Origin of the sequence: Dietzia alimentaria 72, assembly GCF_000226215.1 — a bacterium.
Classification (GTDB): domain Bacteria; phylum Actinomycetota; class Actinomycetes; order Mycobacteriales; family Mycobacteriaceae; genus Dietzia; species Dietzia alimentaria.
In genome coordinates this window covers 182,676-196,097 of record NZ_AGFF01000024.1, presented here as the reverse complement: position 1 = coordinate 196,097, position 13,422 = coordinate 182,676, and the positions used below count along the sequence as shown (strand labels likewise).

General features: G+C 67.9%; 12 protein-coding genes. 4 read left to right on the top strand and 8 right to left on the bottom strand.

The features are described 5' to 3' along the window. Nucleotides 1-374 precede the first annotated feature (374 nt). Nucleotides 375-1,304 (bottom strand): SGNH/GDSL hydrolase family protein, encoded by a 930-nt coding sequence (locus ON04_RS13005; RefSeq protein ID WP_158217842.1) that lies wholly within the window; start codon nucleotides 1,302-1,304, stop codon nucleotides 375-377. 156 nt (nucleotides 1,305-1,460) lie between these two features. Here ON04_RS13005 and ON04_RS13000 point away from each other — a divergent pair, with 156 nt between their 5' ends. The 3 genes from ON04_RS13000 (at nucleotide 1,461) to trpS (ending at nucleotide 4,025) form a co-directional block, all read left to right on the top strand. Then, entirely contained in the window at nucleotides 1,461-2,306 is an 846-nt protein-coding gene (locus tag ON04_RS13000; RefSeq protein WP_010542063.1) for an exodeoxyribonuclease III, read from the top strand. Nucleotides 2,307-2,401: 95 nt separating this feature from the next. Beyond that, entirely contained in the window at nucleotides 2,402-2,860 is a 459-nt protein-coding gene (locus tag ON04_RS12995; RefSeq protein WP_010542062.1) for a PPOX class F420-dependent oxidoreductase, read from the top strand. An 82-nt stretch (nucleotides 2,861-2,942) separates the two neighbouring features. Further along, entirely contained in the window at nucleotides 2,943-4,025 is a 1,083-nt protein-coding gene (gene trpS, locus ON04_RS12990) for a tryptophan--tRNA ligase (protein WP_010542061.1), read from the top strand. Nucleotides 4,026-4,356: 331 nt separating this feature from the next. Here the strand turns inward: trpS and ON04_RS12985 are convergent, their stop codons facing one another. From ON04_RS12985 to ON04_RS12970, 4 genes are all read right to left on the bottom strand, one after another. Next, nucleotides 4,357-5,397: a ribonuclease HI family protein gene (locus tag ON04_RS12985; protein ID WP_010542060.1), complete on the bottom strand. Its 1,041-nt coding sequence runs from the start codon at nucleotides 5,395-5,397 to the stop codon at nucleotides 4,357-4,359. A 53-nt stretch (nucleotides 5,398-5,450) separates the two neighbouring features. Beyond that, nucleotides 5,451-5,732, bottom strand: coding sequence for a hypothetical protein (locus ON04_RS12980; protein WP_010542059.1), 282 nt, complete (start codon nucleotides 5,730-5,732; stop codon nucleotides 5,451-5,453). A 92-nt stretch (nucleotides 5,733-5,824) separates the two neighbouring features. Further along, on the bottom strand, nucleotides 5,825-7,054 hold the full coding sequence (locus ON04_RS12975) for a fatty acid desaturase family protein (protein ID WP_010542058.1): 1,230 nt from the start codon (nucleotides 7,052-7,054) through the stop codon (nucleotides 5,825-5,827). 44 nt (nucleotides 7,055-7,098) lie between these two features. Beyond that, a complete protein-coding gene (locus tag ON04_RS12970) occupies nucleotides 7,099-8,214 on the bottom strand; it encodes a flavin reductase family protein (protein WP_010542057.1) in 1,116 nt (371 codons plus the stop codon). 253 nt (nucleotides 8,215-8,467) lie between these two features. On the opposite strand from ON04_RS12970, the gene ON04_RS12965 reads away from it, so the two are divergent. Then, a complete protein-coding gene (locus ON04_RS12965; protein WP_141564777.1) occupies nucleotides 8,468-9,067 on the top strand; it encodes a TetR/AcrR family transcriptional regulator in 600 nt (199 codons plus the stop codon). On the opposite strand, the gene ON04_RS12960 is transcribed toward ON04_RS12965, so the two are convergent. The 3 genes from ON04_RS12960 to sdhA all read right to left on the bottom strand — a co-directional run bounded on the left by ON04_RS12960 (nucleotide 9,064) and on the right by sdhA (nucleotide 13,400). Continuing rightward, nucleotides 9,064-10,464, bottom strand: a complete 1,401-nt coding sequence (locus tag ON04_RS12960; protein ID WP_010542055.1) for a D-alanyl-D-alanine carboxypeptidase family protein — start codon at nucleotides 10,462-10,464, stop codon at nucleotides 9,064-9,066. The genes ON04_RS12965 and ON04_RS12960 overlap by 4 nt on opposite strands. A 387-nt stretch (nucleotides 10,465-10,851) precedes the next feature. Continuing rightward, on the bottom strand, nucleotides 10,852-11,634 hold the full coding sequence (locus ON04_RS12955; RefSeq protein WP_010542054.1) for a succinate dehydrogenase iron-sulfur subunit: 783 nt from the start codon (nucleotides 11,632-11,634) through the stop codon (nucleotides 10,852-10,854). Beyond that, nucleotides 11,634-13,400, bottom strand: coding sequence for a succinate dehydrogenase flavoprotein subunit (gene sdhA, locus ON04_RS12950; RefSeq protein ID WP_010542053.1), 1,767 nt, complete (start codon nucleotides 13,398-13,400; stop codon nucleotides 11,634-11,636). The genes ON04_RS12955 and sdhA overlap by 1 nt, the downstream gene beginning before the upstream one ends. Nucleotides 13,401-13,422 lie beyond the last annotated feature (22 nt).

Below are 13,422 nucleotides of genomic sequence, written 5' to 3'. Positions count from 1 at the left end.
GTCTGACCCGCGCTGGCGGAGTGTCCGGCTTTGGTCCGGTTGCGCTGGCGGTGTGGACCCGACCGCCAGCACAGGTCACGGAGGCAGCGCATCCGGCGACGCTCACGCTGCCGGTCGACACACTCCGCTGAACAGCGGTAAACCACGCAGCGCCTGCCGCTGAAATCCAGGCGCGCCGTGTTCCGCAGGCGTCCGGACCGGCCGTGGCCATTCGTTGCCGCTCGGGGATGGGCGTGAAACTGCCTGCTTCGATCCACAACCACCCGCTTATCCACAGATGCCGGTCCAGTGGATATTTTTCAGCTGGCATTGTCCGTTTGCGCAGGCAAGATCCACTCCATGGAATCTCGCACAAGTGACACACATCCGTACGTTCAGACGCGGTCGAGGATCATGCGCGCGGTCGCGAGGTGCCCGGCATGGGTGGGGTGTAGCGGAACGGCGCCGGCGTCGACCCCGAGAAACGAGGTCCATCGGTCGGGGTCGCAGGCGCTGTGCCCCGGCGGCGCGCGGTCGGCAACGATTTCCACGCCTTCAGCACGGGCCACCTCGCGCAACATCGCGTTGAGGCGATCGATGTGTCGGCGTCCGAAGTTCTGGTTGGCGGCACTGTAGGGCGCGATGTTCACGCAGGGGACGGGGTGGAACGGCTGGAGGTATCCGACGAGCACGATCCGAGCGCGCGGGGCCCGGGCACGGATATCGCGAAGGAGTTGGCGTAGCCCGGGCGCCACCCTCGGCACCTTCGCCGCCCATTCGCGCTCGAGGTGGCTGCAGTCGGCGCTGAGGACGCACAGTTCCGCGAGTCGCAGCACGTCGGTGTCGTTCCCGCCGACCTGCAGTGACACGAGGTCGACACCGGAGTGCAGCGCGTTGATCTGGGGCGGTCCGTACTCGGCGCGGCTAGTGTAGGTCAGCGGCACCTTAAGCCCACGGCAGGAGACATCGATGACATTCCAGTTTGTCGCCTCGCGTATCCGACTCGGGTAGTTGTCAGCCGAGCGGAAGCAGGTGTCGCCGCCGAACGAGCCGAACGTCATGGGGTCCATCCCGACAATCGACCCGGTCGAGGTGAACGAGTCGCCCATCGCCACGTACGTGAGTGGCTCGGCGAGACGGCCGGTCGGAGGTGCCAGCGGAGACGACGAGTCTGCGAAGGGCGTGGAGCCGGCGACGGTGGCGATCGACCCGTCCAGCGACTGAGCTCGCGCGCCAGGGGCGACCGCAACCAGTCCCGTCGCGATGAGCGCGAGCACTGCGCAGTAGGCGAGAAGAGAAACAGCGACCCTATTCACCCAGTTCATGATCGCAGTGAACCATCCATTGGCTTGGTCGTCCATCGGTCCGCGCCTCATCCGGTCGGGTCACCGCAGTCCGACAATGCGGCTGCCCTCGTATCCGCTAGATGACCGATTCGCGCTCATCATCCCCGGGGGATCGCTGCGGCTACCCTGGTCGGCGTGACTCTCACTGTATCGACCGTCAACGTCAACGGGATCCGCGCCGCAGTCAAGCATCGGTCGGAGACCAACCTCGGGTTCCTGCCCTGGCTGGAGGCCAGCGGCGCGGATGTCGTAGCGCTACAGGAGGTGCGCGCCGACGAGGACCAGGCACACAAGGCGTTGGCGCCCGCGCTCGAGGCCGGCTGGCATCTCGTGAGCGCGCCGTCGGAGCTCAAGGGCCGGGCCGGTGTCGCGCTGCTGTCCCGTCACGAGCCGTCGGACGTCCGCGTGGGCTATGGCGATCCAGAGTTCGCCGACTCGGGCCGCTACATCGAGGCCACCTACCCGGGCGCCAAGGACGGCGAGACCGTCACGGTCGCGAGTCTGTACCTGCCGTCGGGCTCGGTGGACACCCCCAAGCAAGACGAGAAGGACCGCTTCCTGGGCACCTTTCGGGAGTTCCTCACCGAGCGCGCCGAGTACCTCTCCGGCCGCGACGGCCACGAGATGATCATCTGTGGCGACTGGAATATCGCCCACCGCGAAGAGGACCTGAAGAACCACAAGGGCAACCACAAGAGCTCGGGTTTCCTGCCGCACGAGCGCGAGTGGATGACCGACGTGTTCGCCGACGGCAGCGGCTGGACTGACGTCGTCCGTCACCGACGCCCGGACGAGGTCGGACCGTATTCGTGGTGGTCGCAGCGGGGTAAGGCCTTCGACAACGACGCCGGCTGGCGCATCGACTACCACGTGGTGACCGACGGTCTGGTCGATCGGGCGGTGAGCGACCGGGTGGATCGCGCGAGCGCCTACGACATGCGGTGGTCCGACCACGCGCCCGTGACGGTGGTCTACGAGTAGGAGCGGGAAGAGCGACGACGACGACGAGGGCAGCCGCAGCGTTCGGGCCGCGGTCGCAGGTGCCGCGCGGGGTACAGAGCCGTAACCTCGGCACCATGCCGAAGTACGCGACAGCCGACCGTCCTGACCGAGCCGGGCTCGAGGATTTCCTGCGACCCCGGCACCGCGCCGTCCTCATCACCCACCGCAGCTCCGGAGAGCTGCAGTCCTCACCGGTGACCTGCGGTGTCGACACGGAGGGCAGGCTCGTCGTGGCGACCTACCCGCAGCGGGCGAAGGTGGCCAACATCCGCCGTGACCCTGCAGTGAGCGTGTGTGTGCTCTCCGACGACTTCAACGGCCCGTACGTTCACCTGGACGGCACCGCCGAGATCGTGGACCTGCCCGAGGCCGTGGAGCCGCTGGTCGAGTACTTCCGCAGTGTCGCCGGCGAGCACGACGACTGGAACGAGTACCGCTCGGCGATGGTGCGTCAGGGCAAGTGCCTCATCCGCGTGACGATCGACGACTGGGGCCCGGTCGCCACGGGCGGGTTCCCACCCGAACAGACTTAGACGACGAGCGGGGTGCGGGAAGTGAGATGGCCGCCACCTGCCCGTTCCGAACGTCATCGGCGGCCGTGGGATGATGAACGCCATGTCTGAGCAGTCCTCCTCCGCAGCTCCCACGTCCGCCGATGGGCCGGCCGAGACCACAGCGCCCGCCAAGCGCCAGCGCGTCCTGTCCGGCATTCAGCCCACCGCCGATTCGTACCACCTTGGAAATTACCTGGGTGCCGTGCGCCAGTGGGTCGACCTGCAGGACGAGCACGACGCCTTCTACTTCATCCCTGACCTGCATGCGATCACGGTGAAGCAGGACCCCAAGGAATTGCGGGAGCGAGTCTTCCGGGGCTGCGCGCAGCTCCTCGCACTGGGCATCGACCCGCAGCGTGCGGTGCTGTTCGTGCAGTCGCATGTCCCCGAGCACGCCGAACTGTCCTGGGTGCTCAGTTGCATCACCGGCTACGGCGAGGCCGCTCGCATGACGCAGTTCAAGGACAAGGCAGCCAAGCAGGGCACCGACGGCACCACCGTGGGATTGTTCACCTACCCGGTGCTCATGGCCGCCGATATTCTTCTCTACCGCCCGCACCTGGTGCCGGTGGGCGAGGACCAGCGTCAGCACCTCGAACTCACCCGTGATCTCGCGATGCGGTTCAACTCGCGCTACAAGAAGACGTTCGTGGTGCCGGAGGGCAAGATCCTCGACGGCTCGGCCAAGATCTACGACCTGCAGGACCCCACGTCCAAGATGAGCAAGTCGGGCGAGAACCCCAAGGGCCTGGTGAACCTGCTCGACGATCCCAAGGTTTCCGCCAAGCGCATTCGCAGCGCCGTCACCGACTCAGACGGTGACATCCGCTTCGACCGCGAGACGAAGCCCGGAGTGTCCAATCTGCTGACAATCCAGTCCGCGTTCTCCGGTCGGCCAGTCGCGGAGATCGTGGCCGACTACAAGTCTGCGGGGGCGCAGTACGGGGCTCTCAAGACCGACACCGCCGATGCGCTCGAGGCGTTCGTGACTCCGCTGCGCGGCAAGTTCGACGAGTTCATGTCCGATCGCGCCGAGCTCGAGCGGATCCTGGCGGACGGCGCCGAGCGTGCCCGGGAAGTGGCGAGCCCAGTGCTCTCGCAGGTCTACTCGGCAGTTGGGCTCACCGCACCCCGCCGAGGCTGACCCGGCCCCGCCTCTCCGCCCACAGCCGCGCCGTCCAGAGTCACCCGCCCGCGATTTTTCAGGGCCGGATGATTCTGGACGGCGCGGCTGGCGGCGGCGTGGGCGATCGCATCAGGGCGGCCGTCAGCGCAGCGATTGGCCGTGGGTGCCCACGTGGCGGACGTGGCTCCCCGGTTGGCGGACGTGGCTCCCCCCGGTTGGCGGACGTGGCTCCCCGGTTGGCGGACAGGATGTTCGATAGCGGGCTGGATTTCGCACTGAATGTCCGCCTGGTGCGAGTGGGTGTCCGCCAACCGGCGGCGGTAACGGGGGCAGCGGCGGCGGGGGCAGATCAGGGTTCGCGGGTGCCCTGCTGGAATGTCTGCTTCCAGTCGTCGCCTGTGCGCTGCCAGATCGAGCTGCGCAGCGACGACACCCCGTCAGGGCCGCTCGCGCGCCACAGCAGCAAGATCACGTCGTTCGACAGTCTCCGCGTCTCCAGCACCTCGAGCTTCACGCCCGCGTGCGATGAGCCGGTGTCGGAAATCTCGCGGCGGGTCCACGTGCGGCCCGTGGCATCGACCTGACGCCACCGCACGTCGAGCAGCCGCGTGAGCTGTTTACGGTCCCGGCGAACCGCATCGGTCAGAAGCGAGCGTTCCAGGTCGACGACGAGATCCTCGTCGGCCTGGCTGGCCGGGACAGCAGGGCTGGCCGGGGAGGCGCCATCGTCAGCGTTGGCGTACCGGTCAGAGGTGTCCGCGTCCAGCGAGAACAGGTCGGGCTGGTCGGAGGATGCGGGCGTTGTCGTCGTTGTGGTCGATGACCGTGCTCGGGAGGGTCGCGCGCCGTCGGCTGCGGGAGCAGACCCGCCCGCACCATCGGCGGCCGGCGGCACCGAAGGATCCTCGCCCGCGCCCACCGCGGTGGCGCCCGGAAATCCCGGGCCGGCTTTAGGTAGTTGCTTGGACGCGTGGGCCTTGGCGGCACCGTTGGCCAGAACGTCGGCCTTCTCGTTGAGCTCGTGGCCGGCGTGGCCCTTCACCCACTCGAAGGTGACCTGCCGGCCCTGCATCGCGGCGTCGAGGGCCTTCATCACCTCGACGTTGAGCACCGGCTTGCCGTCGGCCTTCTTCCAGCCCTTGCGCTTCCAGCCCGCCATCCACTTGGTGACTGAATTGATGACGTACTGCGAATCGCACAGGATGTGCAGCGGCTCCGGAACGTGCGCGGTCTGACGCAACAGGTCCAGCACGGCAGTCAGCTCGCCCTGGTTGTTGGTGCCGCGCTTCCAGCCGCCGCAGCGCCACCGGGAATCGTCGATGTACCAGGCCCAGCCCGCGGGGCCGGGGTTTCCGAGGGCGGAGCCGTCCGCTGCGGCGATGATTGTCACGGTAGGCGATCCTGCCACCGCGGCCGGCGACCGTGCGCACCGGCCACGGTCGGCTAGCGGTTCAGGGCGTCGCCGTGGTCGTCGTGCTCCTCGCCGCTGGCGCTCGCAGTGCCGTCGCTCCCGGTGAGGTCGATCGAGGAGGCGCCGTTCTGCTCGGCGTGGCGGGAGACCCTGGCAGCTTCGCGCATCTCGATGCCGTCGGTGACGAAGTCGCCCACCTCGCGCGCGATCGATCCGATCGCGTCGGTGACGATCATGGTGATCCGCCCGACCAACGACGCGCCAGCCTGGACCCCGGCCTGCACCCGATCCTTGTTGCGTTCGAACTCGCTCATGAAAGCGCTCCCCCTCCCTGGCTGTGCCGCGGTGGCGACCCCCGTATCGAGGCCGCCACCGCGCACTGGCATGGGATTGACGTTACCCCGCGTCAGGCCACCGGTGCGGACGTCCTGCGCTCGATGAGCACCGCCGGGGCGTCCGCTCGCGTCGGGGGCAGCGGCAGCGCCAGGCGGAACATCTTGGCCCACACGCTGCCGATCTGCTTCCACAACGGACCGGTGTTGTACGGCAGGCCGTTCTCGGTGCAGATGCGGCGCACCTCCTCGGCGATCTCCGGATAGCGGTGCGCGGGAAGATCCGGGAACAGGTGGTGCTCGATCTGGTGGGAGAGGTTGCCGGTGGCCAGGTGCATGAACGGACCACCGGAGATGTTGGCCGATCCCAGCATCTGCCGCACGTACCACTCGCCGCGGGTCTCGTCGGCGGTCTCCTCCTGTGTGAACACCTGCGCCCCGGAGGGGAAGTGCCCGCAGAAGATCACCGAGAACGTCCAGATGTTGCGCACCACGTTGGCGGTGAGGTTGCCGGCGAAGGTCAACGGGAACAGCGGTCCGGTGAGTGCCGGGTGCACGATGTAGTCCTTGGACACCTGGCCGCGAACCTTGCGCCACCAGCCGGCGGCGAGGGTCTTGATGTCCGACCACTTGCGCTTGCCCTTGAGCACGTTCTCGTACTCCAGGTCATGCATCATGATGCCCCACTCGAACATCATCATGAGCAGGAAGGCGTACGCCGGGTTGCCCAGGCGCAGCGGGTTCCACGGCTGCTCGTACTCCATGCGCAGCAGGCCGTAACCGATGTCCCGGTCCAGGTCGAGAATGTTGGTGTATGTGTGATGCATGTAGTTGTGCGAGTGCCGCCACTGGTCGGACGGGCACACGATGTCCCACTCGAAGCTGGAGGAGTGCAGCATGTCGTCGCGCATCCAGTCGTATTGACCGTGCATGACGTTATGGCCGATCTCCATGTTGTCGAGGATCTTGGAGGCACTCAGTGCCGCGACCCCCGCGAGCCAGGCCGGCGGGAGAAAGCCGAGGAACATCAGGCCGCGCCCCGCCAACTCGAGCCGGCGCTGGGTGCGGACGACCCGCAGAATGTAGTCGCGATCGACGGTGCCGAGATCTGCCACCACGCGATCGCGAATGGCGTCGAGCTCGCGCCCGATGATCTCGACCGATTCGGCAGACAGCACGATCGGCCCGGAGCCGGAGCCGGAGCCGGAGCTGGTGCCCGCGTCCGTGTCGACGGCCGAGGTGGACTTCGGTGTCTTCTTTGCTGTCTTCTTCGGGCGGAGAGTGGGTAGTTGCAGGAGAGTCATGATGGTGTCCTTCCGGGTTGTTCCGGGCGGGTGAGATGAATGGTCTAGAGCTCGATCTCAACGTCGCCGACGGGGGCGTTGACGCAGATCTGGACGTGGCAATCTGGTGTGGAGTCGACCTCGCCGGTGCGTAGGTCACGGGTGGCGCCGGACACGCGTACGGCGGTGCATGTGTGGCAGATGCCCATCCGGCACCCGTGCTGGGGGCTCAGCCCGGCGGCTTCGGCCCCCTCGAGGAGGCTGGTCCCGTCGTTGCGAGCGGTGATGCCGCTGCGTAAGTGGGTGACGGTGCCGCCGTCTCCGTCCGGCACAGGACCGGTCGACCCGGTGAACCGCTCCCGTCGGACGCCGGAGAACCGCTCAGCCCCGAGCATCTCCTCGAGGCCGCCCGCCAGGGCCTCGGGCCCGCAGAGGAACACGGTGGCGTCGCCGTGCCAGGGCGCGGCGGCGTAGAGGTGCTCGGTGGTGAGGTGCCCCGAGAGTCCGTCGGGGGTCGTTCCTTCTGCGGTCGGGACCACGCGGATCGACACACCGGTCCGGGACAGCGCAGTGAGCTGATCGCGAAAGGGGACGTCCGACAATCGACGGGCGTAGTGCAGCCACGCGACCCGGATGGGCGTCGCGCCCGCACTGCCGTCGGCCTCGAGGTAGCCGCGTGCGGCCAGCGTCGACGCTATCGACAGCATCGGAGTGATACCGCTACCGCCGCTGACGAGCAGCACGTCAGACGGGACGGTGTCCGGCAGTGTCATCTCGCCGACCGGGTTGCCGAGGAGTAGGCGCGTCCCCGGTACGGCGTGGTCCCAGAGGTAGTTCGACACCACGCCGCCGGGATGTCGACGGACTGCGATGGTCGCCAGCCTGTCGCGGCGGGTCGCGGGGTCGACGGGGGAGTAGTGCCGACGATGGACGACGCCGTTGACAACCACTCCGATCTCGAGTGCGGCGCCCGCGGCAGGGCGATCGACCCCGGCAGGCAGGCGCAGGGTGAGAACGGTGACGTCGGGGACCGGACGTTCGACGGCCACGACTGTCACTCCCGTCGGGTCGTCGGACCACTGCACGCCCAGAGAGCGGGCGTAGTGCTCGACTGGGTGTGGGGTGAGCAGCGTGCGGGTGATCCGGCGGGAGAAGAGTTGGCGGATGGGCGGAGCGGTCATGTGGACCTCCGTTGGGATGTGGGTCGGTGTGGTCGTACGCCGTCGGACGCGGCTACCCCTTGGCGTTCCTCGCGCCTCGCACCGGGTCGGTGCCGTCGCGTCTGGGGTGCGCAGCCACCCGGGTCGACCACCGGACACGTTTGAGTGTACACGTGTTCTCCCAAATAGAAAGAGGGCGGGCTGAAGATCTGGGGCGCACCCCCCGAGCGGGAGCTACGAGCGCTTAATGCGGAGCGAAGCTACGATGAGACCCGTGACAGGCCCCAGGACTCGCGCTGAGCAGAAGCAGCACACCCGTGCACTCATTGTTGATGCGGGACGTCACGCGGTGGCCGCCCGAGGCTTCGGCGGGCTTGTCGTTCGCGAACTCGCCCGAGAGGCAGGGATCGTTCCCACCGCCTTCTACCGGCACTTCGAGTCCGTTGACGCCCTGGCGTCAGAACTGGCGGTGGGCGCGGCGGGCAGCCTCGGCAGCTTGATCGACGACCTCATCTCCACCACCATCGACGACCCCGCCGCCGAGTGGCCCCGGCTGGCTTCGGCAGCCGCTGGCCAAGAGCCGCAGACCTGGGGGATGCTCGCACGCGGGCTGGTCGACGTCGCCCACCCGGATCACCGGATTCTCGCGAACGCCGTGGACTCCGCTCGCCGTCGGCTGGGGATCACCCTGGGTCGGCTCGAGTCGCTCTCCGGGGCGGGCGACACGTCCGTGGACATCGCGGCCGACCTCGTCGTCGTCGCTCTCCTTCGGCTGCTCCTGGAGGTATCGGTCGGGCAAGACGAGCGCACCGCGGTCGACGAGTGCGCCGGGCGAATGCGGATCGTTCTCGCAGGCGCCGCTGCAGAGTCCTAGTTCCGCGACCGCAGGGTCAAAACGGCACCGGCCAGCACCGCGACCCCAGCCGCGCCCAGCGCCAGCCACGGCCCGTAGCGACCGAGCAACGAACCGTCGTGACTGGTCGAGTCGGATTTCCCGGACGAACCGAGCGGGCCGGAAGCCAGGTGCTCGGTCGCGTCGTCGAGGGCGTCGTGCTGACCCGAATCGAGCATGCCCACCGGATCCGCACCCCCGGCGGCGAACCCGGCATCCAACAGCCCGGCCGCCTGCTGCCACGGTGCGCTGGGCACGCGGGTGCCGTCGAGCAACACCACCGCCAGCCGTCGCCCGTCGCGCTCGGCCGCGCCGATGAACGTGTGCCGGGCGTCATCGGTGAAACCGGTCTTCCCGCCGATCGCGCCGGGGTAGTTGTAGAGCAGTTGATTGTCGTTCCCCAGGACGAAACCGGGGTTCACCGTGACGCCGTCCGCGCGGACAGTCGGAGCGATGTCCGCCGGTGCGGCCTCAGGATCGGGTGGCCCCGCGCCTTCGCCGGCGGGATAACCCGGGAAGCCGGTCGACTCCGTGGCGACGATTTCCGCGAACTCCGGACGGGTCATCGCGTCGCGGAAGATCAGCGACATGTCGTAGGCGGTGGTCATCATGCCGGGGCCGTCGAGTCCGTTGACGGTCGCGATGTACGTGCTGCTGGCACCGAGTTCAGCAGCGTGGTTGTTCATCGCGCCGAGCGTCTGTTCGATCCCGCCCAGCCGGTGAGCCAGCACCACGGCGGCGTCGTTGCCCGATGACATCAGAAGCCCGCACATGAGCCGGTGCACGCTGTACTTTCCGCCCGGGCCGATTCCCACCAGGCTGCCCTCGGCGCCTTCGAGATCAGAATCGGAGACCTCGATGACCTGCTCGCGGTCGAGTGAATCCAATGCGACGGAGGCGAGCAGCGTCTTGATGATGCTGGCCGGGCGGTATCGACCGTGTGGATCCTTTGCGGCCACGACCTCGCCGGTGTCCAGGTCGGAGATCAGCCAGGCACTCGCGGTGACATCGCCGGGCACCTCGAACCCGTCGGGCGCCGCCACTTCGCAGCCGGCGAGCGCGTCACCGCCCGGCGCGGCGTCCGGCACCGGGGGAGGAGCCGGGGCCGAACCTCCCGGTAGCGGGACCTCCGACTCGTCGACGGGCGCGGGCGGGGTAGTGCGGTATGGGCATCCGGTGAGGTCCCGGGGGGTGTCGAAGTACGACGACGACGTGGTTGACGGCAGCACCGCGACCGGCGGCGGATCGGTTACCGGAATGCCCGCCTCGGGTTCGACACCTGTAGCGGAACCCGCTGTGGCGAGCGGCGCCAGTGCGACAAGGGCTGCGGCCACGAGGCCTGCGGCGCGCTGGACGGGCCGTCGTCGGATGCTGGTCACGGGGCCTGAGTCTACTCCCGACCCCGTCCGCTCAGCGGCTGGCCCGCCGGGCCGTGGCGGGGGAGCGGAAGGCGAGGCACCCGCTGCGCAGGCCGACTCTCCGGTCCGGAGCGGGCGTTTCTGCTGCGCAAGCGACGTCGGATGTGCTGCCCCTCGGGCTTGCGATGCCGTTGTGGTCCATTTCGCCAGCGCAAGTAGCGGCTTCGCGTACACAGGGCCAGCACCAGTCAGAGAGGCAGCGTATCCGCGGCCGTGTGTGCTGCGACTTCGCTCGCGGCCGGTATTCCGCCGGCGGCGCGGGGTCCGCCGAGGGCGGATTCGAGGGCCGGGAAATGCGAGCGGGGCCGCGCACTCCGTAAGTGGAGAGCGCGGCCCCGGGCCGTTGGATCAGCGTGCGAAGAGCAGTGCGCGCTTGACCTCTTGAATCGCCTGCGTCACCTGAATGCCACGGGGGCACGCGTCGGTGCAGTTGAAGGTGGTGCGGCAGCGCCACACGCCCTCGGCGTCGTTAAGGATCTCGAGACGCTCAGCGGCGCCCTCGTCACGGGAGTCGAAGATGAACCGGTGCGCGTTGACGATCGCCGCCGGCCCGAAATACGACCCGTCGGCCCAGAAGACGGGGCACGAGGTAGTACAGCAGGCGCAGAGGATGCACTTGGTGGTGTCGTCGAAGCGGGCGCGGTCGGTCTGCGACTGGATGCGCTCGGCAGTCGGCTGATTGCCCGAGGTGATGAGGTACGGCATGACGTCGCGGAACGACTTGAAGAACGGCTCCATGTCGACGTACAGGTCCTTCTCCACCGGTAGGCCCCGGATCGGGGCGATGGTGATGGTGACGGGCTTGCCGTCTTTGGGGAGCATGTCCTTCATGAGGACCTTGCATGCCAGCCGGTTGACGCCGTTGACCTGCATGGCATCCGAACCACAGACGCCGTGCGCGCACGAGCGACGGAACGCCAGGCTGCCGTCGATGTAGTTCTTGACGTACATAAGGAGGTTGAGCAGACGGTCGGACGGTAGAGCCGGGACCTCGTACTCCTTCCAGCCCGCTGAGTCCGGGTCCTCCGGGTTGAACCGGGCGATCTTGAGCGTGACCATGGTCGAGCCGGGCGGAGCGGGACGCTTGCTGGCGCCGTCCGTGGCATTGCTGGTGTCGACTGCGGAACTCATCAGTACTTACGCTCCATCGGCTCGTAGCGGGTCTGCACAACCGGCTTCCAATCAAGCCGGATCTCGGAGAGCAGGTCAGGGCCCTCCTTGAACGCCATGGTGTGCTTCATGTAGGTGGCGTCGTCGCGGTCCGGGTAGTCCTCACGGGAGTGACCCCCGCGGGACTCCTTACGGTTGAGGGCACCCACCACGGTGACCTCCGCCAGCTCCAGGAGGAAGCCGAGCTCGACGGCCTCCAGAAGTTCGGTGTTAAACCGCTTGCCCTTGTCGCTGACTGTCACGTCAGCATACCGCTTCTTGAGGACGCGGAGCTCCTCGCGGGCCTCCGTGAGCGACTGCTCGTTGCGGAACACCGACGCCTTGTCGTCCATCATGGCCTGCATCTCACTGCGGATGTCCGCGGCGTTCTCAGTGCCGTGCGGGGCGAGCATGCGCTCCATCCACTCGCGCACCATCGTCTCTGGCTCCTCCGGGAGTTCCACGAAGTCGTGGCCCGCGGCGTAGTCAGCGGCGGCGATACCGGCGCGACGACCGAACACGTTGATGTCCAGCAGCGAGTTGGTGCCAAGACGATTGGAGCCGTGCACGGACACGCAGGCGCATTCGCCGGCGGCGTAGAGGCCGGGGACCACGTCGTCGTTCGTGCGCAGAACCTCGCCCTTGACGTTGGTCGGGATACCGCCCATGACGTAGTGGCAGGTCGGGAACACCGGCACGAGCTCCGTCACCGGGTCGACACCCAGGTATGTGCGCGAGAACTCGGTGATGTCGGGGAGCTTCTCCTCGAGGACGTCAGCACCGAGGTGGGTCACGTCGATGTAGACGTAATCCTTCTCGGGTCCGGCGCCGCGGCCCTCGCGGACCTCGAGGACCATCGAGCGGGCGACGATGTCACGCGGCGCGAGGTCCTTGATCGTGGGGGCGTAGCGCTCCATGAAGCGCTCGCCCTCGGCGTTGCGCAGGATTCCGCCCTCACCGCGGACGGCCTCGGAGATGAGGATGCCCAGGCCGGCCAGGCCGGTCGGGTGGAACTGGTGGAACTCCATGTCCTCCAGGGGCAGGCCCTTGCGGAACACCACGGCCATGCCGTCACCGGTGAGGGTGTGGGCGTTGGAGGTGGTCTTGTACATCCGGCCCGAGCCGCCGGTGGCGAACACGGTGGCCTTGGAATGGAAGACGTGGAGGTCGCCGGAGGCGAGCTCGTAGGCCACACAGCCGGTGGCCACCGGGCCCTCGGGGGTCTCCGACAGGCAGAGGTCGAGGACGTAGAACTCGTTGAAGAACTCGACGTCGTGCTTGACGCAGTTCTGGTAGAGCGTCTGCAGGATCATGTGACCCGTGCGGTCGGCCGCGTAGCAGGCACGACGCACGGGCGCCTTGCCGTGGTCACGCGTGTGGCCGCCGAAGCGGCGCTGGTCGATCTTGCCCTCGGGCGTCCGGTTGAACGGCAGGCCCATGTTCTCGAGGTCGATGACGGCGGTGATGGCCTCCTTGGCCATGATCTCCGCGGCGTCCTGGTCGACGAGGTAGTCGCCGCCCTTGACCGTGTCGAACGTGTGCCATTCCCAGTTGTCCTCCTCGACATTCGCGAGGGCGGCGCACATGCCGCCCTGGGCGGCGCCGGTGTGGGAGCGGGTGGGGTAGAGCTTGGTGAGGACGGCGGTCCGGGTGCGCGGACCGGCCTCGATGGCGGCGCGCATACCGGCGCCGCCGGCGCCGACGATGACGACGTCGTACTGGTGTTGGTGGACCTGGCGATCGGTCATGGGATTCTCAGTGCTCGCTTTC

Bases quoted from the DNA above. Each gene is read 5' to 3' on its own strand.
- ON04_RS12970 (WP_010542057.1), bottom strand. From the start codon at position 8,214: ATGACCGCTCCGCCCATCCGCCAACTCTTCTCCCGCCGGATCACCCGC.
- ON04_RS13005 (WP_158217842.1), bottom strand. From the start codon at position 1,304: ATGAACTGGGTGAATAGGGTCGCTGTTTCTCTTCTCGCCTACTGCGCA.
- sdhA (WP_010542053.1), bottom strand. From the start codon at position 13,400: ATGACCGATCGCCAGGTCCACCAACACCAGTACGACGTCGTCATCGTC.
- trpS (WP_010542061.1), top strand. From the start codon at position 2,943: ATGTCTGAGCAGTCCTCCTCCGCAGCTCCCACGTCCGCCGATGGGCCG.
- ON04_RS12975 (WP_010542058.1), bottom strand. From the start codon at position 7,054: ATGACTCTCCTGCAACTACCCACTCTCCGCCCGAAGAAGACAGCAAAG.
- ON04_RS12995 (WP_010542062.1), top strand. From the start codon at position 2,402: ATGCCGAAGTACGCGACAGCCGACCGTCCTGACCGAGCCGGGCTCGAG.
- ON04_RS12980 (WP_010542059.1), bottom strand. From the start codon at position 5,732: ATGAGCGAGTTCGAACGCAACAAGGATCGGGTGCAGGCCGGGGTCCAG.
- ON04_RS12955 (WP_010542054.1), bottom strand. From the start codon at position 11,634: ATGAGTTCCGCAGTCGACACCAGCAATGCCACGGACGGCGCCAGCAAG.